Annotated in this window: 18 protein-coding genes, 1 tRNA gene and 1 pseudogene; 7 read left to right on the top strand and 13 right to left on the bottom strand. The window is 71.2% G+C overall.

Going from position 1 to position 21,476, the window contains the following annotated elements; translation table 11 throughout:
* Positions 1-25: 25 nt before the first annotated feature.
* The 8 genes from ACWDGI_RS19525 to ACWDGI_RS19490 all read right to left on the bottom strand — a co-directional run bounded on the left by ACWDGI_RS19525 (position 26) and on the right by ACWDGI_RS19490 (position 8,092).
* Positions 26-1,681, bottom strand: a complete 1,656-nt coding sequence (locus ACWDGI_RS19525) for a long-chain fatty acid--CoA ligase (RefSeq protein ID WP_450760577.1) — start codon at positions 1,679-1,681, stop codon at positions 26-28.
* Positions 1,682-1,804: 123 nt separating this feature from the next.
* Positions 1,805-2,362 (bottom strand): SigE family RNA polymerase sigma factor, encoded by a 558-nt coding sequence (locus ACWDGI_RS19520; protein WP_450760575.1) that lies wholly within the window; start codon positions 2,360-2,362, stop codon positions 1,805-1,807.
* Positions 2,363-2,553: 191 nt separating this feature from the next.
* Positions 2,554-3,720: a lipid-transfer protein gene (locus ACWDGI_RS19515; protein WP_450760573.1), complete on the bottom strand. Its 1,167-nt coding sequence runs from the start codon at positions 3,718-3,720 to the stop codon at positions 2,554-2,556.
* Positions 3,717-4,166, bottom strand: a complete 450-nt coding sequence (locus tag ACWDGI_RS19510) for a MaoC/PaaZ C-terminal domain-containing protein (protein WP_450760571.1) — start codon at positions 4,164-4,166, stop codon at positions 3,717-3,719. The genes ACWDGI_RS19515 and ACWDGI_RS19510 overlap by 4 nt, the downstream gene beginning before the upstream one ends.
* Positions 4,156-5,427 (bottom strand): acyl-CoA dehydrogenase family protein, encoded by a 1,272-nt coding sequence (locus ACWDGI_RS19505; protein ID WP_450760569.1) that lies wholly within the window; start codon positions 5,425-5,427, stop codon positions 4,156-4,158. The genes ACWDGI_RS19510 and ACWDGI_RS19505 overlap by 11 nt, the downstream gene beginning before the upstream one ends.
* Before the next feature lies 1 nt (position 5,428).
* Positions 5,429-6,409, bottom strand: coding sequence for a bifunctional MaoC family dehydratase N-terminal/OB-fold nucleic acid binding domain-containing protein (locus ACWDGI_RS19500; protein ID WP_450760737.1), 981 nt, complete (start codon positions 6,407-6,409; stop codon positions 5,429-5,431).
* 10 nt (positions 6,410-6,419) lie between these two features.
* Complete coding sequence (locus ACWDGI_RS19495) at positions 6,420-7,589, bottom strand: acyl-CoA dehydrogenase family protein (RefSeq protein WP_450760567.1); 1,170 nt, start codon at positions 7,587-7,589, stop codon at positions 6,420-6,422.
* A gap of 185 nt (positions 7,590-7,774) precedes the next feature.
* Positions 7,775-8,092, bottom strand: coding sequence for a hypothetical protein (locus tag ACWDGI_RS19490; RefSeq protein WP_450760566.1), 318 nt, complete (start codon positions 8,090-8,092; stop codon positions 7,775-7,777).
* A gap of 359 nt (positions 8,093-8,451) precedes the next feature.
* Between ACWDGI_RS19490 and ACWDGI_RS19485 the strand changes: the two genes are divergently transcribed.
* On the top strand, positions 8,452-9,471 hold the full coding sequence (locus tag ACWDGI_RS19485; protein ID WP_450760564.1) for a bifunctional DNA primase/polymerase: 1,020 nt from the start codon (positions 8,452-8,454) through the stop codon (positions 9,469-9,471).
* A 214-nt stretch (positions 9,472-9,685) separates the two neighbouring features.
* On the opposite strand, the gene ACWDGI_RS19480 is transcribed toward ACWDGI_RS19485, so the two are convergent.
* The gene (locus tag ACWDGI_RS19480; RefSeq protein WP_450760562.1) at positions 9,686-10,564 is read right to left on the bottom strand and encodes a GNAT family N-acetyltransferase; all 879 of its coding nucleotides are present in this window, start codon (positions 10,562-10,564) and stop codon (positions 9,686-9,688) included.
* Positions 10,565-11,002: 438 nt separating this feature from the next.
* Between ACWDGI_RS19480 and ACWDGI_RS19475 the strand changes: the two genes are divergently transcribed.
* Positions 11,003-11,173: a hypothetical protein gene (locus ACWDGI_RS19475; RefSeq protein WP_450760560.1), complete on the top strand. Its 171-nt coding sequence runs from the start codon at positions 11,003-11,005 to the stop codon at positions 11,171-11,173.
* Between the two features lie 256 nt (positions 11,174-11,429).
* On the opposite strand, the gene ACWDGI_RS19470 is transcribed toward ACWDGI_RS19475, so the two are convergent.
* Together ACWDGI_RS19470 and ACWDGI_RS19465 are read right to left on the bottom strand one after the other, a co-directional pair.
* Positions 11,430-11,516, bottom strand: a tRNA-Ser gene (locus ACWDGI_RS19470).
* A gap of 60 nt (positions 11,517-11,576) precedes the next feature.
* Positions 11,577-13,061, bottom strand: coding sequence for a S1C family serine protease (locus ACWDGI_RS19465; RefSeq protein WP_450760558.1), 1,485 nt, complete (start codon positions 13,059-13,061; stop codon positions 11,577-11,579).
* Between the two features lie 257 nt (positions 13,062-13,318).
* On the opposite strand from ACWDGI_RS19465, the gene ACWDGI_RS19460 reads away from it, so the two are divergent.
* The 3 genes from ACWDGI_RS19460 (at position 13,319) to ACWDGI_RS19450 (ending at position 16,117) form a co-directional block, all read left to right on the top strand.
* Complete coding sequence (locus ACWDGI_RS19460) at positions 13,319-14,146, top strand: glycerophosphodiester phosphodiesterase (protein ID WP_450760556.1); 828 nt, start codon at positions 13,319-13,321, stop codon at positions 14,144-14,146.
* 217 nt (positions 14,147-14,363) lie between these two features.
* Positions 14,364-15,002: an ATP-binding protein gene (locus ACWDGI_RS19455; protein WP_450760554.1), complete on the top strand. Its 639-nt coding sequence runs from the start codon at positions 14,364-14,366 to the stop codon at positions 15,000-15,002.
* A gap of 125 nt (positions 15,003-15,127) precedes the next feature.
* A complete protein-coding gene (locus tag ACWDGI_RS19450) occupies positions 15,128-16,117 on the top strand; it encodes a DUF5926 family protein (protein WP_450760552.1) in 990 nt (329 codons plus the stop codon).
* Between the two features lie 383 nt (positions 16,118-16,500).
* Here ACWDGI_RS19450 and ACWDGI_RS19445 read toward each other — a convergent pair.
* Both ACWDGI_RS19445 and ACWDGI_RS19440 read right to left on the bottom strand, forming a co-directional pair.
* Positions 16,501-17,058, bottom strand: a pseudogene (locus tag ACWDGI_RS19445) (hypothetical protein); the annotation flags it as partial.
* A gap of 54 nt (positions 17,059-17,112) precedes the next feature.
* Positions 17,113-17,787 carry a bifunctional DNA primase/polymerase gene (locus ACWDGI_RS19440; protein WP_450760550.1) on the bottom strand — a complete coding sequence of 225 codons (675 nt, stop codon included), beginning with the start codon at positions 17,785-17,787 and terminating at the stop codon, positions 17,113-17,115.
* Between the two features lie 613 nt (positions 17,788-18,400).
* Here ACWDGI_RS19440 and ACWDGI_RS19435 point away from each other — a divergent pair.
* Both ACWDGI_RS19435 and ACWDGI_RS19430 read left to right on the top strand, forming a co-directional pair.
* Entirely contained in the window at positions 18,401-19,804 is a 1,404-nt protein-coding gene (locus tag ACWDGI_RS19435; RefSeq protein ID WP_450760548.1) for a PP2C family protein-serine/threonine phosphatase, read from the top strand.
* 111 nt (positions 19,805-19,915) lie between these two features.
* Positions 19,916-21,385, top strand: a complete 1,470-nt coding sequence (locus tag ACWDGI_RS19430) for an aminopeptidase P family protein (protein WP_450760546.1) — start codon at positions 19,916-19,918, stop codon at positions 21,383-21,385.
* Positions 21,386-21,476: the final 91 nt, after the last annotated feature.

The following is a 21,476-nucleotide window of genomic DNA, read 5'->3' as shown; positions in this document are numbered from 1 at the left end:
CGGAGCGCTCCCGCGCAGGGTGTCTTCAGAGGCTGGTGATGTCCAGTTCGCCCTCTGCGTAGCGCCTCCGCAGTACCTTCTTGTCGAACTTGCCGACGCTCGTCTTCGGTACCGCCTCCACCACCGTCCAGCGCTCCGGCAGCTGCCACTTCGCGATCTTGCCCTCCTCGGCGAGGAAGGTGCGCAGGGTCTCGAAGGTCGCGTCGGCGCCCTCCCGCAGCACGACCGTGGCCAGCGGGCGCTCGCCCCACTTCTCGTCGGGTACGGCGACCACGGCGGCCTCGGCGACGTCCGGGTGGGACATCAGCGCGTTCTCGAGTTCGACCGAGGAGATCCACTCGCCGCCGGACTTGATGACGTCCTTCGCACGGTCGGTGAGGGTGAGGAAGCCGTCGGGGGAGATGGTGCCGACGTCACCGGTCTTCAGCCAGCCGTCCTCGCTGAACTTGTCGGCGGGGCGCAGCGGATCGGCGTCGGGACCGTTGTAGTAGGCGCCCGCGATCCAGGGGCCGCGCACCTCCAGCTCGCCGGCCGACTCGCCGTCCCAGGGAAGGCGTTCGCCGCCGGGGCCGCTGAGCCGGGCCTCGACACCCGCCGGGAAACGGCCCTGGGTGAGCCGGTAGGCGAACTCCTGCTCGGTGCCGACGGCATGGGCCGGCGGCCGGGAGACCGTGCCGAGCGGGGAGGTCTCGGTCATGCCCCAGGCGTGGCAGACCCGCATGCCCAGCTTGTCGAACGCGGCCATGAGGGAGGGCGGGCAGGCCGAGCCGCCGATGGTGACCTGGGTGAGCGAGGCGACGTCCCGGGGCCGGGCGGTGAGTTCGCCGAGCAGGCCCTGCCAGATGGTGGGGACCGCGGCCGCGTGCGTGGGCCGCTCCGTTTCGATCATCTCGGCGAGCGGGGCGGGCTGCAGGAAGCGGTCCGGCATGAGCAGGTTGACGCCGGTCATGAAGGTGGCGTGCGGCAGGCCCCAGGCGTTGACGTGGAACTGGGGCACGACGACCAGGGAGGTGTCCTGGTCGGTGAGGCCCATCGACTGGGTCATGTTGACCTGCATGGAGTGCAGGTAGATCGAACGGTGGCTGTACACCACGCCCTTGGGGTCGCCGGTGGTGCCGGAGGTGTAGCACATGGCGGCGGCCTGGCGTTCGTCCAGCTCCGGCCAGTCGTACGCGGTCGGCTTGCCGGCGATCAGGTCCTCGTACTCGTGGACGGCCACGGTCGCGCCGTCCAGCAGCGAACGGTCGCCGGGGCCGGAGACCACGATGTGCCGAAGCGGCTTGAGGTGCGGCAGCAGCGGGGCGAGCAGCGGCAGCAGCGAACCGTTGACGATCACGACCCGGTCGGCCGCGTGGTTCACGATCCAGACCAGTTGTTCGGCGGGCAGCCGCAGGTTGAGCGTGTGCAGGACCGCGCCCATGGAGGGAATCGCGAAGTACGCCTCGGTGTGTTCCGCGTTGTTCCACATGAGGGTGGCCACCCGGTCGTCGTCCTGGACACCCAGGTCGTCACGCAGGGCGTGGGCCAACTGGGCGGCGCGGGCGCCGACATCTGCGAAGCTGCGGCGGTGCGGCTCGGCTTCGCCCGTCCAGGTGGTCACCTGTGACTCGCCGTGAACCCGCGAACCATGCGTCAGGATCGTGGAGATCAGCAGCGGTACGTCCTGCATGGTGCTCAGCACGGCGTCCTCCCGGGGGCGACATTGCCTACTCGGCGGTAAAGGGGCTGCGCTGATTCTGCTCACATACCAGTCGGTATGTCACTAGGGGAGAGACAACAAACACCCGTCGGCGGGGCTCGTCCGTTATCGGGCGACGTCCAGTTCGGGGTCCTCACGCAGCTTGCCGAGCGCTCGCGACACGGCGGACTTCACCGTGCCCACCGACACCCCGAGCACCTCGGCCGTCTGCACCTCGCTGAGGTCCTCGTAGTACCGCAGCACGACCATCGCCCGCTGCCGCGCGGGCAGCTTCATGATCGCCCGCCACATCGCGTCGCGCAGCGCCTGCCGTTCGGCCGGGTCGTCCCCGCCGCCCGCCGGCTCCGGCTCGGGCAGTTCGTCGCAGACGAACTCGTCGACCCGGCGCTTGCGCCACTGCGAGGTCCGGGTGTTCAGCAGGGCCCGGCGCACATAGCCGTCGAGCGCCCGGTGGTCCTCGATCCGCTCCCAGGCCACGTACGTCTTGGCGAGCGCGGTCTGGAGCAGGTCCTCCGCGTCGTTCGGGTTCGCGGTCAACGACCGGGCGGTGCGCAGCAGGACCGGCTGGCGGGCCCTGACGTACGACGCGAAGGACGGGTACGGCCGGGTCTGCCTCGCCGAGACAGCGGCGTCCGAAGCGCTGGTGCAGACGGGTGTGGTCATGGCTCCACGCTATGAGCGAACGGCGTGACGGCGGATCGGCCGCAGGTCCCGAAGGAGACTCCGCCTCAGGTTGTAGGGGTAGGGCTGACTACACCTCCTGAAGGTGGAGTACGGGGGCAGTACTCCTGCGGGTTTACCCCTGAGGGGGTAGTACGGCCGAGGCGGCGGGCCGCGCCCCGGCAGCCGCCGGTTCACCCGTCCGAGGTCAGGACCAGCCCCGACGTCGGCACCCCGGTGCCGGCGGTCACCAGGACCCGGCCCGCGCCCGGTATCTGGTTCACGCCCGTGCCCCGCAGCTGGCGTACCCCTTCCGCGATCCCGTTCATCCCATGGAGGTACGCCTCCCCGAGCTGTCCTCCGTGTGTGTTCAACGGCAGCCGCTCCTCGGCCACGTAGCCCGACGCCTCCCCGCGTCCGCAGAACCCGAACTCCTCCAGCTGCATCAGCACGAACGGGGTGAAGTGGTCGTACAGGATCCCCACGTCGATGTCGGCCGGGGCGAGCCCGGAGGTCCGCCACAGCTGCCGGGCCACCACGCCCATCTCCGGGAGCCCGGTCAGGTCGTCCCGGTAGAAGCTGGTCATCTGCTCCTGGGCCCGGCCGGCGCCTTGCGCGGCCGCCGCGATCACGACCGGCGGACGCGGCAGATCACGCGCCCGCTCCACCGAGGTGACGACGAGCGCCTGGCCGCCGTCCGTCTCCTGGCAGCAGTCGAGGAGCCGGAGCGGTTCGACGATCCAGCGGGATGCCGCGTGGTCGGCGAGGGTGATCGGACGACCGTGGAAGTAGGCGGCGGGATTGGTCGCCGCGTATTTCCGGTCCACCACCGCCACCTGCCCGAACGCCTCCGGGGTGAGCCCGTACGCGTGCAGGTAGCGCTGCGCCGCCATCGCCACCCAGGACGCCGGGGTGAGCAGCCCGAACGGCAGCGCCCAGCCGAGCGCCGCGCCCTCCGCCGACGGCTCCCGGTGCCGCACGCCCGAGCCGAACCGGCGCCCCGATCTCTCGTTGAACGCCCGGTAGCAGACGACGACCTCGGCCACCCCCGTCGCCACCGCCAGCGCCGCCTGCTGGACCGTCGCGCAGGCCGCGCCGCCGCCGTAGTGGACCCGGGAGAAGAAGGACAGCTCGCCGATCCCGCAGGCCTGGGCCACGGTGATCTCCGGGCTGGTGTCCATCGTGAACGTCACCATCCCGTCCACGTCCGCCGGGGTCAGCCCCGCGTCGGCCAGCGCGGCCCGCACCGCCTCCGCCGCCAGCCGCAGCTCGCTGCGGCCCGAGTCCTTGGAGAACTCGGTGGCCCCGATCCCCACGATCGCCGCCCGCCCGCCGAGCGAGTCCCGGCCCCGCACGCTCATGAGTCCCCCTCGTCGGTGAGGGTGACGGTCACCGTGGCCTCGGTCAGGACGACGGTCACCGTGCCGGTCACGTGGTTGCCGATGCCGTTGGCGCCGACCACCCGGATCGTCGCCGTTCCCGTCACCTCGTCCAGCTCCTCGATGCGGCCGGTCAACACCATCGTGTCCCCCGGATAGTTGGGCGCGCCCAGCCGGATGGCGACCTTGCGGAGCTCCGCCGTCGGACCGAAGTAGTCGGTGATGTACCGGCCGACAAGCCCGTTGGTCGTCAGGATGTTCATGAAGATGTCGGGAGAGCCCTTCAGCCGGGCCAGTTCGGCGTCGTGGTGCACGTCCTGGTAGTCCCGGGACGCGACCGCGCCGGCCACGATCAGCGTCCGCGTGATCGGGATCTCCAGCGGCGGCAGCACGGTGCCCACCCCCGGCCGTGTCGTCTCAACTCCCACTCGCGATCAACTCCCCCATTTCCTGGAGCACTTCGCTCCCGCTGCCCAGATACGCGTCCAGCTGGCGCCCCCACAGGAAGTGCCGGTGCACCGGATGCTCGACGTCGGCGCCCGCGCCGCCGTGCAGATGCTGGCCCGTGTGCACGACCCGCTGCCCCGCCTCGGACGCCCACCAGGCGGCGGTCAGCGCGTGCGTGGCGTACGACAGCCCGGCGTCCCGCCGCCAGGCCGCCTCGTACGCCGTCACCCGTATCGCCTCGGTGTCCATATGGGCGTCGGCGGCCCGGAGCTGCACGGCCTGCCGGGTGGCGAGCGGACGCCCGAATTGCTCGCGGGTGTTGGTGTGCGCGACGGCCCGGGCCAGGGAGCCCGCACAGACCCCGGCCTGGAGCCCGGCGAAGGCGGTACGGGCGACGGCCAGGACGTCGGCGTAGGGGGTGAGGGCGGGGGTGCCGGAGTCGAGGGCACGGACGCCGGAGTAGGTGCCTCCGGGGCCGGGGCGGAGGTCGGGGTCGGGCCCGGTGCCGATGTCGGTGCCGGCGTCGGCGTCGGCGTTGGTGCCGGTGCCGGCGTCGGCGTTGGTGCCGGTGCCGGTATCGGTATCGGTATCGGTGTCGGTGCCGGTATCGGTGCCGGTGTCGGTGCCGGTGCCGGTGCCGGTGCCGGTGCCGGTGCCGGTGCCAGTGTCGGTGCCGAGGGGCTCGGCGAGGGCCTCGTGGAGGGTGAGCCGGCCTGCCGACCAGGGCGCGGTGAGCTCGGTCTCCTCGATGCCGGTGCCCTCCCCGAGCGGCACCAGCCAGAGCCGCCGGGCGGCGTCCGCGACCAGTACGTGGGTGGCGTCCCGCAGCCACGGGACGACGGGGACGGTGCCGTTCAACCCGCCCCGTGCGGAGGGTCGTACCCCCCGCTGGGCCGGAAACGCCCCGGCGACGACCACCGACCCGTCCCCGATCCCCGGCAGCAGCCGCTCCCGCTGTTCACTCGTGCCATGGGCCGCGATCGCCAGCTGCCCGTACACGCAGCTCGCCGCGTACGGCACCTGGGCCGTGGTGCGCCCCTGTTCCTCCAGGAGCAGCACCAGCCCCAGCAGACCCAGCTCCTCCACCGCGGCCACCAGTCCGGCCGCGGTGAGGGCCTTCCACAGCTCCGGGTCACTGCCGGTGCCGGCGGCCCGCAGCCGCTCCGGGGTGGCCAGGTCCGCGAAGATCCTGGCGGCAAGGTCACGGGCCCCGGCCTGCGCCTCGGTGGGCGTGAAGTCCATGTCAGGCCTCCCCGCCGAGACCGCCGAGGGCGTCGAGGGCGTCGAGGGCGTCGAGGCCGTCGAGGCCGTCGACGGCGTCGACGCCCCGGAAGACGGGCAGGGTCAGCGCCCCCTCCTCGTCCTCGTACCGGCGGAACTCCACCCGCACCGGCAGCCCGATCCGTACCTTGTCGTACGGCACCCCCACCACGTTGCTCACCATCCGTACGCCCTCGGCGAGTTCGATCAGGCCCACCGCGTACGGACCCGCCGCGTCGGCGGCGTGCTCGGATTCCGTGAAGGCCGGGAAGGGCGGGTGGTGCATCACGACGTACGAATAGACCGTGCCCGCACCGGCCGACTCGACCGTGTCCCAGTCCGAGCAGCCGCAGGCGTTGCAACCCGGCAACCAGGGGTGGCGCAGGGTGCCGCAGCCGGCGCAGCGCTGGATGAGGAGGCGGCCCTCGGCCACGCCCTCCCAGAAGCCGGCGTTGTCCCGGTTGATCACGGGGCGGGGCCGCGGCGGAGCCTTGACCGGCTTCCCCGCGGGCGCGTACTTGAGGACGCGGAGGCGGTGGACGCCCGCCAGTTCCTCGCCGACCCGGATGTCCGTACGCGTGGTGACGAAGTAGCCCGTGCCCAGTTTCGTCTTCTTCCGGCCGGACACCGACTCGATCACCGTGTCGAAGACCAGCTCGTCGCCCGGCCGCAGCGGGCGCAGATACTCCTGCTCGCAGTCGGTGGCGACGATCGAGACACAGCCCGCCTCGTCGAGCAGGGCGGACAGCTCGTCGTACGCGCCGGTGCGTGCGGTGTTCCCGGAGAGGCCGCCCATCGTCCACGCCTGGAGCATGGTGGGCGGGGCGATGGCATCGGCTCCCCGGTACGCCGGATTCGTGTCGCCCATCGCCTCGCACCAGTGCCGGATCATGGGCAGGTTGACCGGGTCCTTGCCGGTGCCCGCCCGGGAGGCCGGCAGCCCCTCGTACGCCTTGAGCCGCATGCCCAGCTCGTCAGTCCCCCCGGCCACGGCCACCCCTCCTCATCCCGAGCCGCATCGTCGCGACGATCTCCCGCTGCACCTCGCTCACCCCGCCCCCGAACGTGTTGATCTGCGCCGCCCTGTTGAGCCGCTCCAGCTCGCCGTCCCCGAACGCCCCCGGCGATCCGGACCGGACCAATGCCGTCTCGCCGACGATCTCCTGACACATGCGATACGTCGCGACTGCCGATTCCGTTCCCGCGAACTTCACGCCGCTGGCCTCCGCGGGGGCCACCCGGCCCGCCCCCGCGTCCCCCACCAGACGCCAGCTGAGCAGGCGGTTCGCCGCCAGCCGGGCATGCGCTTCGGCCAGCCGGAAACGCACCCAGGGCTCGTCAACACGACGTCGACCCGTCACCGGATCGGGGGTACGGGCGGCGGTGAGCGCGGCCTCGTAGAAGTCCTCGGCCTGCATGGCGGTCGCGGCGAGGGCGACCCGCTCGTGGTTGAGCTGGTTGGTGATGAGCGACCAGCCGTCGTGTTCGGCGCCGACCAGGTGGCCGGCCGGGACGCGGACGCCGTCGTAGTAGGTCGCCGTGGTGATCTGGCCGCCCACCGTCTCGATCGGGGTCCAGGAGAACCCGGGGGCGTCGGTGGGGACCAGCAGGATCGAGATGCCGCGGTGCCTGGGCGCCTCGGGGTCGGTTCGGCAGGCCAGCCAGATCCAGTCGGCGTGCTGGGCGCCCGAGGTGAAGATCTTCTGCCCGTCGATCCGCCATCCGTCGCCGTCCCGCACCGCCCGGGTGCGCAGCGAGGCGAGGTCGGTCCCGGCGGCCGGTTCGCTGTAGCCGATGGCGAAGACCAGGTCGCCGCTGAGGATGCCGGGCAGGAAGCGGGCCTTCTGCTGGTCGCTGCCGTACTTCATGAGCGTGGGCCCGACCGTGTTGAGCGTGACCATCGAGACCGGGGCACCGGCCCGGTACGCCTCGTCGAAGAAGACGAACTGCTCGTCGGCGCCGCGCCCTTGGCCGCCGTACTCGACGGGCCAGCCGAGGCCGAGCAGGCCGTCCGCGCCGATGCGGCGCAGCAGCGCACGGCGTTCCTCGGGCGCCTCGGGGGCCGGATCGGGGATCAAGGACCGGAAGTAGGCGCGGAGTTCGGCGCGCAGCCGCTGCTGGCGTTCGGTGGGGGCCAGATGCATGGTTTCTGACTGTCCGTCAGATGACGTTCCCTGTCAAGGTCGAACAGGCCGCGCGCGGAGCCGGAAGGCGGAGCGTCGTCGAACGGCCACAGGCCGGGAAAACGCCTGCGCGGCGGTACCGGAGTACCGCCGCGCAGACGTGCTGCATCCCCACAGAGCACACCCCACCAGGGCTCAGTCGGGGACTACCACAGCTGGGTGAAGTGGACGGCAACGTTGTCGTTGCCCTGCTGGATGGCCGTCCACACGGAGCCGTTGACCTGCGCGGTGTTGCTCTGGTTCGAGGCACCGTTGCCCACCGCGTTCTGCTGCGTGGTGGAGGAGTTGCCGTTGTTGTCGTGGCCGACACCGCTGCCGATAATGCCCGCCACACCGGCGTTGGCGCTCGATCCGTTGCCCGCGAGCGCACCGTTGTCCGCGGCGGCGACACCGGCGAAGAGAGCGGCGGCGAGCGGGAGGGCGGAGACGGCGGCGAGAACGCGGGCGGTACGGATGCTTGCCATGTTGTTTCCTCTCAGAGCCCGGCTTTGCCGGAAACTACGTCAAGTAAGGCTGTTTCCGAGGTAGTTGGCCGACCGCCTCGGTGGTTGTCATCGACGTCGCGAGATCAGAATTGCCCACCGAATCCCCGGCGAACCAGCCCTCACGGGATCATTCGCCCTCAAGCGTGATGACAAGTCGATAAACCCCTTTCGCCATCTTTGGTCGACTCCAGTCCCAGTCATGACCAGTACGGACATCTCCCCTTCAAGCACCCCAAGGGGAGAACCGATCCAGCACCTTTTCCGGCCAAGCCGCCGCCCCCGGCGTGTCACACCGGGCCCCTCTTCCCTTTTTCGAACGTACGTACGAACATAGATGCATGGCCACCACCGACCGGCAGGCCACGACGCTGGCCCTCGCACACGCCCTGTCAGCCGCCGAGCGCGGCCTGGCCGTCATCCCCCTGTCCCGGACCAAACTCCCGGCCCTGCGCTCCCCGCACCGATCCCTGTCCCGGGACCGGTCCTCGGACCGACCTCTGTCTCCGGACCGATCTCTTTCGCCGGACCGGCCTCTGCCGCCGGACCGGCCTCTTACGCCGGACCGATCTCTGTCTCCGGACCGGACACCGGACCGTTCCCTGGATTCCGGCGAGCCGGAACCGCCGCTGCCGCCCTGCCACGGCGAGTGCGGCCGCCCCGGACACGGGGTGTACGACGCCACCACCGACCCGGCCCGCATCCGCGAGCTGTTCGCCGCGGCGCCCTGGGCGACCGGCTACGGCATCGCCTGCGGGCTGCCCCCGTACCGCCTCATAGGCGTCGACCTGGACGTGAAGTCCGGAACGGACGCCACCGGATCCCTGCGCGAACTGGCGCTGCGGCACCTGTTCACCATCCCGCCCACCGTCGTCGTGCTCACGCCCAGCGGCGGCCGCCACCTCTGGCTGACCGGACCACCGGACGCCGTGATCCCCAACTCGGCCGGCCGACTCGCCCCCGGCATCGACATCCGTGGCGCGGGCGGCTACCTGGTCGGCCCCGGCTCCCGCACCGACCACGGCGTCTACGCCACCGCCCCCGGCACCGAACACCTGGTGCCGGCCCCCTGCCCGCCGTCCCTGCTCCGCCTCCTGCTCCCGCCTCCACGGGCACCCCACCCCGCGACCCACCCCTCGGTCGGCAACCGCGGGCAGGGCCTGGTCCAGTTCGTCCTCGCCGCCCACGAGGGCCAGCGCAACACCCGCCTGTTCTGGGCGGCCTGCCGCGCCTACGAGAACGGCATCGGCCGCGCCCTGCGGGCCCCGCTGACCGACGCGGCGGTCCACACCGGCCTGACCGAGAACGAGGCCCGCGCGACGATCGCGTCGGCGGCCCGCATGACCGGTCACCGCCCCTGAAAACCGAACACCGCCCACCGCCAGCCCCTCTGACCCGCCGCGCATGCCCCTGACCCGTGTCGTCCTCGCCTCCGCATCAACCGCCGCGAGATCATGGAGACGACGGACGACGGACGACGGACGACGGACAACGGACGACAGGGAGCGGGAGCGGCGCGTCGACAACCGGCGCACCGGCTGACCCGCGGGCCCTGCCGAGGCCTTGGGGCCTGTCCTAGCCGGCTTCCGGCGCGGCGCCCGAGAAGTCGTACACGGCCCAGTCCGTGAGCGTGCGGTAGCCGAGGCGCTGGTAGAGGGCGTTGCTGGTGGGGTTGGCCGCGTTCGTGTACAGCACGACCTCTCGGGCGCCTGCGGCGAGTGCGGCCCGGCTCACCTCGACGGTCACGGCGCCCGCGTAGCCGCGACCGCGCAGGTGGGCCGGGGTGTAGACGGGGTCCACCCGGACCATGCCGGCGACCATCGGGTTCACCCCCGCCATGGAGACGGGAGTGCCGTCCGGGGTCTCCCACAGGGTGTAGCGCTTCTCGGCGAAGCGGGTGCCGGCCCAGGAGTCCGCGTCGATGACGACGTCCTCCCCGACATCCGCGGCGAACTCTCGGCACCAGCGCATGAGGTGCTCATGGTCCGCCTCGCCCATGAGCCGGCCCCTGCCCGAGGGGAACGGATCCGGCGGAGTGAGCGTACCGAGCCGGTACAGGTGCATCCGGACGCGGACCGTCGGCGTCGCGCCGGTGTGCCGCTGCCAGGCCTCGGCGAAGGCGGTGGCGGTGTCGTGGTCCGCGCTGACAGAGGGCAGGGAGTGCCCGAGGGCGGCCAGGTGGGCGGCGAGGTCGTCGGCCTGCTCGGGTGCCAGGGAGGAGATGGTCAGGCCCCCGGGCAGAAAGCGGTAGAAGAAGGCGCTGACCTCACCCGCTCGCTCCAGCCGGCCGAGCACGGGAACCCGGCCGCCCACCCCAGGCCTCCCGAGGGTGCGTAGCTTTTCCATCACCGACAGCGCGGAGGTGTGCAGGACGGGACGCGAACGCAGGAAGTCCCCGGCCCGGGCCAGGAAGTCGTCGACGTCTTCGGTCGAGTGCCAGTCAGCTGAGCGCATCCCCGAAGCCTTCCCATCCCGGAGGCTCACGTCCAGACCGCACACGTAAGGGGCGCCCCTCCCTAGGAGCACCCCTTACACAGCTGCGGTGGGTGTGGGATTTGAACCTACGGTGACTCGCGCCACGACGGTTTTCAAGATCTCTCGTCGATCATGTCGGCGTGTTGCTCCGACGCAGGTCAGACGGGTGCGGACGCTCCAGCGGAGCCGTCGTCAACGTCGTCGTGGCGGTCATGACGCCGTACCGGTCGGCGCCCCACTGGCTTGCGTCAGCGATTGAGGCTCCACCGACCTTGCTGGATGCAACACAAGCCACATGCCAGGGCGATCAAGGTTCGCCCCATGGTTGTGCAGGTGCGGAGCTTCCCCCTAGGAGATCCCGTGACCTACGATCACGCCCCTAGATCATCAGGAAGTCATCGGAGCCAGGGGGGCATCATGGACTTCTTTATCGGCATCCTTCTGATCATTTTTGTGGCACCGCTGGTCGGGATCATCGGCCGGTGGATCGAGAGCGCTGGTCGCGAAGGCTTGGGCAAAACGGTCTCTATCGGTGGATACCTGCTGGTGCTCGGAATCGCCGGATCGTTGATCATCCGTAGCTTCTGATTCCACGTGACAACCTCCTGGCGCGGATGCACGCGGTACAGCACGGAAGCAACCACAGCCCTCGTACGAGTTCCTGGCCGACGGCCGACCCGTCCAGCTCTCAGGTCATGATCCGAGGCCCTCAGGCTGTGTCCCAGCCGTGCCCCTTCCGTGCCCGACAGAGCGGGAAACCAGGGGGAACAGCGGTCTCCAAGGAGGGCCGCACACACCAACGGCCCCCGACCATCTCACCTGGTCAGGGGCCGTAAACAGCACGCGGTGGGTGTGGGATTTGAACCCACGGTGACATCGCTGCCACGACGGTTTTCAAGACCGTTCCCTTAGGCCGCTCGGGCAACCCACCCCGCGTCGACCGAGATCGGCGCGGGGAACAGAGTAACCGGTCGGCACGCGCGTGTGCGGGTCAGTTGTCGCCCACGCGGGAGCCGAGGGTCATTTCGACCGTGTGTTCCGAGCCGCCCCGCTTGTAGGTGACCTGGACCTTGTCGCCGGGCTTGTGCGTCCAGATCTCGCCGATCAGGGTGGGGCCGCTGTCGATCACCGAGTCGTCGAGCTTGACGATGACGTCGCCGGGCTTGAGGCCGGCCTTGTCGGCGGGGCCGCCCGACTCGACCGCGGCCGAGCCGCCCGAGCCGGAGTCGGTGATCTGTGCGCCGGCGCTGCTGTCCTCCAGGGACACCGACGCGCCGATCTTCGCGTAGACCGGCTTGCCGGTCTTGATCAGCTGCTGGGCCACGTACTTGGCCTGGTTGATCGGGATCGCGAAGCCCAGGCCGATCGAGCCCGACTGCCCGGTGCTGCCCAGGCCGCCGCTGGAGGCGGACTGGATCGCGGAGTTGATGCCGATCACCGCGCCGGAGGCGTCCATCAGCGGGCCGCCGGAGTTGCCCGGGTTGATGGAGGCGTCGGTCTGCAGGGCGCTCATGTAGGACGCCTTGCTGGTGGAGCTGCCGTCGCTGGAGGCCACCGGGCGGTTCTTGGCGCTGATGATGCCCGTGGTGACCGTGTTGGACAGGCCGAAGGGGGCGCCGATCGCGATCGTCTCGTCGCCGACGGCCACGTTGTCGGAGTTGCCGAGGGCCAGCGGCTTGAGGTCCGACGGCGGGTTCTTGAGCTTGATGACCGCGACGTCGTAGCCCTGCGCGTGGCCGACGACCTCGGCGTCGTACTTCTTGCCGTCCGGGAAGGTCGCGGTCAGCTTGCCGCCGTCGAGGGCGTCCGCGACCACGTGGTTGTTGGTGATGATGTGGCCCTGGGTGTCGAAGACGAACCCGGTGCCGGTGCCGCCCTCGCCGCTGGTCGACTCGGCCTCGATGGTGACCGTGCTGGGCAGCGCCTTGCCGGCGACCGCCGCGATGGTGCCGGCCGCGCGCTTGACCTGGGTGGCGCCGCCGTCGGTGGAGGCGGAGACGGTCGTGGAGCCCATGTCGTCGTTGTTCTTGGCCAGCGTGTAGCCGAGGCCGCCGCCGAGGCCGCCCGCGACCAGCGCGGCCACCAGGACGGCGGCGATCAGACCGCCACGCCCGCTGCCCTTCTTCGGCGCGTGCTGCGGCTGCTGGAACGGCTGGTGTTGCTGGTACTGCTGGTGCTGCTGGTCGTACGGAGCGCCCCAGCCGACGCCGGCGGCCGACCCGGTGGCCGCACCCGCGCCCGCGTTCGCGTAGGAAGGGGTCGCGGGGGGCGGGGGCGGCCAGGAGCCCTCGGGGGCCTGCGGAGCGGCGTAAGGGTCACCCGCGGGCGCGCCCTGGGGCGCCGACGGGATCGGGGTGGTCGGCGCCTCCCCGCCGTCGGACGCGGCTGCCTGCGGCGAGGCAGCGGGAGACGTCGGCGGCACGGGAGGTGCGGACGGGGCCGGAGGTACCGGGTTGCCCTCGTTCTCGGTGCTCACAGCTTCTCTCCTCGGTCCACGGCTTTTCTTCTCGGTCGCACTCGGTCACGCTCTTTCACGCTTGCTGTCGGTCCGGCGCGATTCAGCTGTGCACGTGCTTTTGTATGCCGTCAGCTTTTCCCACAGGCCGTCAGAGCACCATAAGCGGTGGCTGTGGGTATACCGACAACCTTTATATAGGGCTTGTCCGACAAAAGTTCCCTTTGCTGGCATCGGGGGTGCCCCCACGTACGCCCGCACGGTGGCACCATGTCGCGGTGACCCACGCACCACAGCATCGCATCCAGGTCGTCGCCCACCGCGGGGCCTCCGAGGACGCCCCCGAGCACACGCTCGCCGCCTACAAGAAGGCCATCGAGGACGGCGCCGACGCCCTGGAGTGCGACGTACGGCTGACCGCGGACGGCCATCTGGTCTGCGTCCACGACCGCCGCGTCAACCGGACGTCCAACGGTCGCGGAGCGGTGTCGGCCCTGGAGCTCGCGGAGCTGGCCGCCCTGGACTTCGGTTCCTGGAAGAAGGGCCCGGCCTGGCGGGGGCGGGACGAGGAGCCCGAATGGGAGTTCCGGCCGGAGGACCGCGCGGACACCGCCGTACTCACCCTTGAACGGTTGCTGGAGCTGGTCGCGGATGCCGGGCGGCGGGTGGAGCTGGCGATCGAGACCAAGCACCCCACGCGGTGGGCGGGGCAGGTCGAGGAGCGGCTGATGCACCTGCTGAAGCGGTTCGGCCTGGACGCCCCGGCCACGGCGGCCGAGTCGCAGGTGCGGGTCATGAGCTTCTCCGCGCGCTCGCTGCACCGGGTGCGGGCGGCCTCGCCGACGCTGCCGACGGTCTATCTGCTGCAGTTCCTCTCGCCCCGGCTGCGCGACGGCCGGCTGCCGGCCGGGGTGCGGATCGCGGGACCCTCGATCCGGATCGTGCGCAACCACCCCACCTACATCGAGCGGCTGAAGCGGAACGGCCACCAGGTGCACGTCTGGACGGTGAACGAGCCGGAGGACGTGGATCTGTGCCTGGAGCTCGGTGTCGACGCGGTCATCACCAACCGGCCGGCGGCGGTGCTGCGACGGCTCGGACGATGAGCCCGACGGGCCGGGTCCCGTCCTGCTGATCGAGGCTCAGATAAAGAGTCACGTAAGTAATCGCCGCACCCCTTGACCCCACAGCCCACCCACACCATCCTCACGTATCGGCCACACCATCGAAATCAAGCCACACGAAGCCATATCCGGGGGGTATGGCGACGAGCCCGTCACAGGGTGTGCTCCGGCGCGTTCGGTCCGTATTCGTTCGTTGCGAGTGCGTCACCGGACATTCATTGGCCGGTTTCCGGTTCAGGCCGATGGGGCATCCACACCGTGGCGTGGGGCAAAGGAGGTCTCGGGGGTGGCGTTGGTGGTGGCACAGGAGGTGCCCACGTCGTCGAGCATGGCCGTACCCCATGGCCCTGCGGGCGTGGGCAAGGCGAGGCACCGCATGCGCGATCAGTTGCGCACCGGTGGCGTATCGGAATCGGTCATCGACGATGCCGTACTTATCCTTTCCGAACTTTTGAGCAATGCGTGCAAGCACGGCCGCCCCTTGGGGGACGCGCTGGCCGGGGACGGCGACGTCCGGGCCGCCTGGCGGGTGGACTCGCGCGGCCGGCTGGTCGTCGAGGTGACGGACGGCGGCGGACCGACCCGCCCGGCTCCCATGACCCCGTCGGTCACGGCGCACGGCGGCCGCGGGCTGAACATCATCACGGCCCTGGCGGACGACTGGGGGGTCCGGGACGACGCCCGGGGCGAGGTGACGGTCTGGGTCGTGGTCCACAAGGGCGTGAGCGATCCGGACGTCAGGACCCGACGGGACACGTTCGCTACGCGCGTCATGGCGCCCGCTGCCCCGGAGATGGCCGGTCTGGACTTCGCCGACGCGTTCGAGGACCTGGACTGACCGGCCGTACCGACCCGTCCGGCGGTGCCCGGCGCCGCGGCTCCGTCCACAGGTACCCGTGGCTCAGGGTGTGAACGGCTAGGCTCCCGCCAGTACGAGACGAGCCGTAACCGGGAGACACCCAGATGGCCAAGAAGCGACCCCAGACAAAGGCCACGCGGCCGCAGCTCAGCGATGCGGCCCGGGCCGGAAGCGCTGATGGAGACTTTCCGGTTGTCGGTGCCCGGGAACCCTGCCCGTGCGGCAGCGGCCGGCGCTACAAGGCGTGCCACGGCCGGGCGGCCGCACACGCGGCGACCGAGCTGGTGCACCGCCCGTTCGAGGGGCTGGCCGGCGAGGGCGACTGGGTGGCACTGCGCGAGCTGGTCCCCGCCGCCACGGTCGAGCTGACCCTGAAGGACGGCCTGCCCGAGGGCGTCCCCTCGGTCACGCTCGCGACGGTGCTGCCGATGGCCTGGCCGGCGCTGCGCCGCGAGGACGGCACCGTCCTCCTCGGCCTGCAGAACGACACGGCGTCCGGCGACATCAGCCGCGACCTCGCGGACACCCTCCAGCGCGCCCTCGCCGCCGAGCCGGGCACCCCGGTGCAGGGCCGCCGCGCCCCCGCCGACAGCCCTCGGCTGCAGGATCTGCTCGACCCCGAGGGCCCGTTCGCGCCGGTCGTGCACGAGGGCTTCGAGTTCTGGGTGCAGGACGCGGAGAACGCCACCGCCGAGGTGACCGCCTCCCTGGAGCGGGCCAACGCGGCCGCCATCCCGACGGTGAAGCTGACCGGTGTCGACTCCGCCTACTGGTGCGAGACGCCGGACAAGAACCATCTGCGGTGGGTCATGCCGTATCCCGAGGAGCAGCTTCTGGACGCTCTCGCGCGGCTGCACGCGGCGGGCGGGTCCAGCCTCGGCGAGGGGACCCGGCTGGTCGGTTCCTTCCGCGCCCACGGTCTCACCGTGCCGGTCTGGGACCTGCCGAGCGGGGTCGGCGCCGAGGACGTGGAGAAGCCCGCCGCCGAGTTCGCGGAGCGGCTCGCGACCGCTCTGGCCTCGGAGGCACCGCTCACGGCGGACGAGCGCCGGGCCCGCGGCGGGCTGACCAACCGGCAGGTCACGCTCAGCTGACGATCAAGGCGGGCGGAGGGACGCGGCTGACCGACCGGTCAGCCGCTCCGGACCCGTTGACTCGGGTGACTCCGGTCACAACTTCCCTACGTGGCAAGCAAATACGTGTCCGAATAGCCGAGATCGAATTTGCGAACCGCCGATCTCTTGTTACCGTCTCAGTAGCCCGGTTGCTGGTGCATCCCCCGTCGCCAGCAACCGGGTCTTTTCATGACCCCGCTCAGGCCGGCGTCCGGTGTACGGACCGTAGCGATACGTCAACTCCGGTTTGACGTACCGGAGTTGCTGCCGGGCGAGCCCGCGGCCTCCCGCCCGGCGTCACCCGCGGCCCGGCTCCCAAAGCCGTCCCCGGCATCGCTCCCGGCCTCATTCCCCGAGCCGTCTCCGGAGTCGCCCGCGGAGTTGCTGGCACTGCGCAGCAGCAGCGGTCCGTCGTCGTCGCGCGCCGCGAACTCCGAGACGGCCGTGTAGGCGTCCAGTGCGCCCCGCGTGTGCTCCCGGGGCGTCTCACAGGTGGCGGGCTCGTCGCCGGCGTCCGCGGCACAGTGCGTCTGCACGGTGCGGCCGTGCGGCCCCATCAGGCTCAGCACGGACTCCAGGTCCGCCCCGGTGGCGTTGCGGTAGTAGGTGCGCGCCCAGGTGTCCGCGCCCTGGGTCATCACGCAGGTCTGCGCCTCCACTCCGCCCGGGGAGGTGAGTTCGGGACCGCAGCGGGCGGCCGTGGCCAGGCCCAGGCCGAGCACCATGGGGGACCGGACGGGGGCCGGCAGCTTCTCGTCGTCGCTCCCGGCGGGGTGTCCGGCGGGGTGTCCGGCGGCGTCGCCCACCTGACCCGCGGACGCCACGGTCAACGGCAGCGCGACCGCGCACACCATGACGCCCGCGAGGGCGAGCAGACGGAGTCGGGGGTCCGGGGGTTGCCCCCCAGAATTACGCAGCATGTGCGGAAGATAACCAGCGAGACACGAGAAGCCGTGTTCTCGCGCCCGACACCCTTACAACTCGGGTGCGCTCACACCCGTACGGGTGAGGGCGTCGACCACGGCGTCCACCACGGCCTCCACATCGGGCACCCAGGGCTTGGCCGAGCCGGGCAGCGGGGCGCGCTCCCAGCGGATCGCGCCCTGGCCGGTCTCGGAGGGGGGCAGGGCGAGATAGCCGCCCTCCCCGTGGAAGCGGAGCGAGCCCGGGACGAAGTCCTTGGCGTACAGCAGCTCGCCCAGCTGCTCCATGGAGTACGGCTTGACGAGCAGCGCCCAGCGGGTGGGCGCCGCGACCACCGGACCGAGGCGCATGCCGCGGCGGTCGAGAAGAGTGAGGGCATGGGAGGCCGCGAGGGCGGGCAGACTGACCGCGCAGGGTGCCGTGCCGCCGGCGGCTCCGGTGGCCAGGATGATCGGCGCGGCCGGCCGGTTGCCCCACCACCAGCGCACCATGCGCTCGTCGGTGGTGGCGGCGAGCAGACCGGGGTCGAAGGGGTGCGCACCCGGCACCGTGCACTCGGGATCGGGACAGGCACAGCGGGCCCGGCCCTGTGGGTCCGGAGCCACGCCCGGGAGTACGGGCCACTGCCATTCCGTCGCGAACGTCAGGGCCGCGCCGAGAAACTCAGGCCCCTTGTCTTTCCGCCTGGACAGGAGCCTGCGTCGCCTTCCGAGGATCTCGCGCATGAGCGCTCGTTCCTTTCCGTTGCACCGCTGGCAACACCGTGGACCACATCACATCATGTGTCGATCACTTCACTGTGCGTACCTGTTGGCGCATCACACCCCTGCACTGGCAAGGGGAACCCCAGGGGGTCGAGCCGGGGGCCGCGCCCGCATCCAATACTGCGTCTATCAAAAGCACGGCCACGGCGTGGGGGTGGCGAAGTCTGGCGTTTTGCCGTTCCGAGTGTTTCTCTCCGCCGCCGCCACGGGAGGATGGGGCACGGTCGTCGGTGGTTAAGACGCCCGGGTCCGTCGCCAGGTTCCGGGTGATCCCCAACCACCCCTGGCCTTCTCCGAGTACGTACCCATCACGACCGCTGTGACGCTCCGTGGAGCAAGGCCAGTCGACCGCAATGAACCGTTACCCGAGTCAGTTTTAAGCCAACTTTGCTTTTGTGCAAGCCGTCCGGGAGAAGTCACCGGAAGACCCATGGACACCAGGAATCCCAGCAGGACAATGCTGGACATCCCCTCACGAGTGCGTGTACATGTGGAGACACTGCTAGCGGCGCAGAAGGACATGGGGGTTTGCGATGCTTTTGAGCAATACGCACAGGTCTGAAAGCCGGACACGATGAGCGCCCCGCACCCTCCGAAAGTGGCTGGAATCGATTCAACGGTCCCCACGCCCGCACACACTGTCGCACCGGTTCCCCCCGCCCCGGGCGCACCTTCCGTCCCGAAGGCCCCCGCCGCACCGGCGCCCGGCACCGTCCTCCAGGACCGGCTGGCCGGCTGGGTCTCCGACCTCACCACCCTCCATGAACTGACCGAACGGCTCGCCCGCACCGGCGGACTGGAGCCCGCCCTCCAGGAACTGCTGCGCGCCGGTGCCGCCCTCGTGGGGGCCCGGCGCGGACTCGTAGCGCTGGAGCCCGCCGACGGTCTCGGCCCGCACACCACGCTCGGCCTCGGACTCGGCCGCGCGGACCTCGGCCACCTGGAGACGATCCCGGCCTACGCGCTGCCCTACGACACCGGCACCGGCACCGGCACCGGCACCGGCACCGAGATCGTCCACCCCGATCTGTTCGCCGAGGACGGCCTGGACCCCCGGCACCGCGAGGTCGCCGCCCGCCTCGGCTACGCCGCCAGCTACGCGCTCCCCCTGACCACCGACGCCGCCGCCCGCCTGGGCGCGGTCCTGTGGCTGTACGACGGGCCGGCCGAGCCGAACGAGCGCCAGCGCCACCTCGTCGGCCTGTACGTCCGGTTCGCCGCCGAGCATCTGGCCCGGCTGCTGGAAGTCGAGCGCACGCGCGCGTGCATGGCGACCATCGCCGAGGAGCTGCTCCCCTCCCGGCTGCCCCGGGTGGCCGGTGTGCAGCTCGCCGCCCGGCACCGCACCGGCCCGCGCGGCGGCGGCGACTGGTACGACGCACTGCCGCTGCCCGACGCCGCCCTCGGCCTCTCGGTCGGCTCGGTCACCGGCTCCGGGCCCAGCGCGGTGGCCGCCATGGGCCGGCTGCGGGCCTCCCTGCGGGCGTACGCCGTGATGGAGGGCGAGGACCCGGTCGCGGTCCTCTCCGACCTCGAACTGCTGCTGCGGCTGACCGAACCGGCCCGCGCCGCCACCGCCCTGTTCGCCTACTGCGAGCCCGCGCTGCGCAAGGTCACCCTGGCCGGGGCCGGACACAGCCCGCCGCTGCTGATCGGGGAGCGCCGCACCGAGTTCGCCGAGACGTCGGTCTCCGCGCCGCTCGGGATGCTGGCCTGCTGGGAGGCGCCCAGCGTGGAGATCGAGGCCGAGGCCGGGGAAACCGTGCTCTTCTACACGGACGGGCTGCTGCACCGCACCGGCGACCCCATGGACCGCGCCTTCGCCCGGCTGCACACGGCCGCCGCGAGCATCCCGCGCGCGCTGCGCCACGACCCCGGGGCGATCGCCGACCATGTGCTGCGCACGGTGCTGCCCGACGGGCTGGACTCGGCCGGCAGTGCAGAGGACGTGGTGCTGCTCGCGGCCCGTTTTGACTGATCGGTCAGTCAAAAAGGCAGGTCACCCGGTCAAGAGTCGTCCGGCCCTGGGGCACCGTTCGGTACGACCGTACGATGGACGGGATCCAGTGCAGTGTCTAGGAGGATGACCGTGGCCGACGAGCTCAACCCGGAAACTCCGGAGACCCCGGAGACCGAGTCGGAAGAGCCGATCAAGCAGCGTAAGAACGGCCTGTACCCGGGCGTGTCCGACGAGCTCGCCGAGAACATGAAGTCCGGCTGGGCCGACACGGAGCTGCGCGACCTGACCCCCGTCGAGCAGGCCGAGCACACCGCCCGCCGCCGCGCCGAGCTGTCCGCCCGTTTCCCGGGCGACCGCCTGGTGATCCCGGCCGGCAACCTGAAGACCCGATCGAACGACACGGACTACCCGTTCCGGGCGTCGGTCGAATACGTCTATCTCACCGGCGACCAGACGGAGGACGGCGTACTCGTCCTGGAGCCGAAGGACGACGGCCACGTGGCCACCGTCTACCTGCTGCCCCGCTCCGACCGCGAGAACGGCGAGTTCTGGCTCTCCGGGCAGGGCGAGCTGTGGGTGGGCCGCCGCCACTCCCTGTCCGAGTCCGAGGCGCTCTACGGCATCCCCGCCGCCGACGTCCGCGAACTCGCCGACACGCTGCGCGAGGCCACCGGCCCGGTGCGGGTCGTGCGCGGGTACGACGCCGGCATCGAGGCCGCGCTGACCGACAAGGTCACCGCCGAGCGTGACGAGGAGCTGCGCGTCTTCCTCTCCGAGGCACGGCTGGTCAAGGACGACTGGGAGGTCGGCGAGCTGCAGAAGGCCGTCGACTCCACGGTCCGCGGCTTCGAGGACGTGGTGAAGGTCCTCGACAAGGCCGAGGCCACGTCCGAGCGCTACATCGAGGGCACGTTCTTCCTTCGCGCGCGCGTGGAGGGCAACGACATCGGCTACGGCTCGATCTGCGCCGCCGGCCCGCACGCCTGCACCCTGCACTGGGTCCGCAACGACGGCCCGGTGCGCTCGGGCGACCTGCTCCTCCTCGACGCCGGCGTGGAGACGCACAGCCTCTACACCGCCGACGTCACGCGCACGCTGCCGGTCAACGGCACGTACAGCGAGCTGCAGAAGAGGGTCTACGACGCGGTGTACGACGCCCAGGAGGCCGGCATCGCGGCGGTGCAGCCGGGCGCCAAGTACCGCGACTTCCACGATGCCGCGCAGCGGGTGCTGGCCGAGCGGCTCGTCGAGTGGGGCCTCGTCGAGGGTCCGGTGGAGCGGGTGCTGGAGCTCGGCCTGCAGCGCCGGTGGACGCTGCACGGGACGGGGCACATGCTCGGCCTCGACGTCCACGACTGCGCCGCCGCGCGGACCGAGACGTACGTGGAGGGCGTCCTGGAGCCGGGGATGGTGCTGACCGTCGAGCCGGGGCTGTACTTCCAGGCCGACGACCTGACCGTTCCCGAGGGGTACCGGGGGATCGGGGTGCGGATCGAGGACGACATCCTCGTGACGGCCGACGGGAACCGGAACCTCTCCGCGGGGCTGCCCCGGCGGTCGGACGAGGTCGAGGCGTGGATGAGTTCGCTCAAGAGCTGACGTGTGATGTGAATGGCCGGGTACCTGGGTGGGTGCCCGGCCATTGTTGTGTTCCGCGGGTTCGTGGGGGCTGGTCGCGCCTGCGCGGCGG

It is taken from the genome of Streptomyces sp. NPDC001220, assembly GCF_053597895.1.
The sequence above is the reverse complement of the archived record's forward strand: the minus strand, read 5'-3'. Positions and strand labels throughout refer to the sequence as shown.

What these genes read in the sequence shown, in the direction of transcription:
- ACWDGI_RS19495 (WP_450760567.1), bottom strand. Translation starts at nt 7,589, where the DNA reads ATGCATCTGGCCCCCACCGAACGCCAGCAGCGGCTGCGCGCCGAACTC.
- ACWDGI_RS19515 (WP_450760573.1), bottom strand. Translation starts at nt 3,720, where the DNA reads ATGAGCGTGCGGGGCCGGGACTCGCTCGGCGGGCGGGCGGCGATCGTG.
- ACWDGI_RS19505 (WP_450760569.1), bottom strand. Translation starts at nt 5,427, where the DNA reads ATGGACTTCACGCCCACCGAGGCGCAGGCCGGGGCCCGTGACCTTGCC.
- ACWDGI_RS19435 (WP_450760548.1), top strand. Translation starts at nt 18,401, where the DNA reads ATGAGCGCCCCGCACCCTCCGAAAGTGGCTGGAATCGATTCAACGGTC.
- ACWDGI_RS19440 (WP_450760550.1), bottom strand. Translation starts at nt 17,787, where the DNA reads ATGCGCGAGATCCTCGGAAGGCGACGCAGGCTCCTGTCCAGGCGGAAA.
- ACWDGI_RS19480 (WP_450760562.1), bottom strand. Translation starts at nt 10,564, where the DNA reads ATGCGCTCAGCTGACTGGCACTCGACCGAAGACGTCGACGACTTCCTG.
- ACWDGI_RS19490 (WP_450760566.1), bottom strand. Translation starts at nt 8,092, where the DNA reads ATGGCAAGCATCCGTACCGCCCGCGTTCTCGCCGCCGTCTCCGCCCTC.
- ACWDGI_RS19500 (WP_450760737.1), bottom strand. Translation starts at nt 6,409, where the DNA reads ATGCGGCTCAAGGCGTACGAGGGGCTGCCGGCCTCCCGGGCGGGCACC.
- ACWDGI_RS19520 (WP_450760575.1), bottom strand. Translation starts at nt 2,362, where the DNA reads ATGACCACACCCGTCTGCACCAGCGCTTCGGACGCCGCTGTCTCGGCG.
- ACWDGI_RS19475 (WP_450760560.1), top strand. Translation starts at nt 11,003, where the DNA reads ATGGACTTCTTTATCGGCATCCTTCTGATCATTTTTGTGGCACCGCTG.
- ACWDGI_RS19485 (WP_450760564.1), top strand. Translation starts at nt 8,452, where the DNA reads ATGGCCACCACCGACCGGCAGGCCACGACGCTGGCCCTCGCACACGCC.
- ACWDGI_RS19450 (WP_450760552.1), top strand. Translation starts at nt 15,128, where the DNA reads ATGGCCAAGAAGCGACCCCAGACAAAGGCCACGCGGCCGCAGCTCAGC.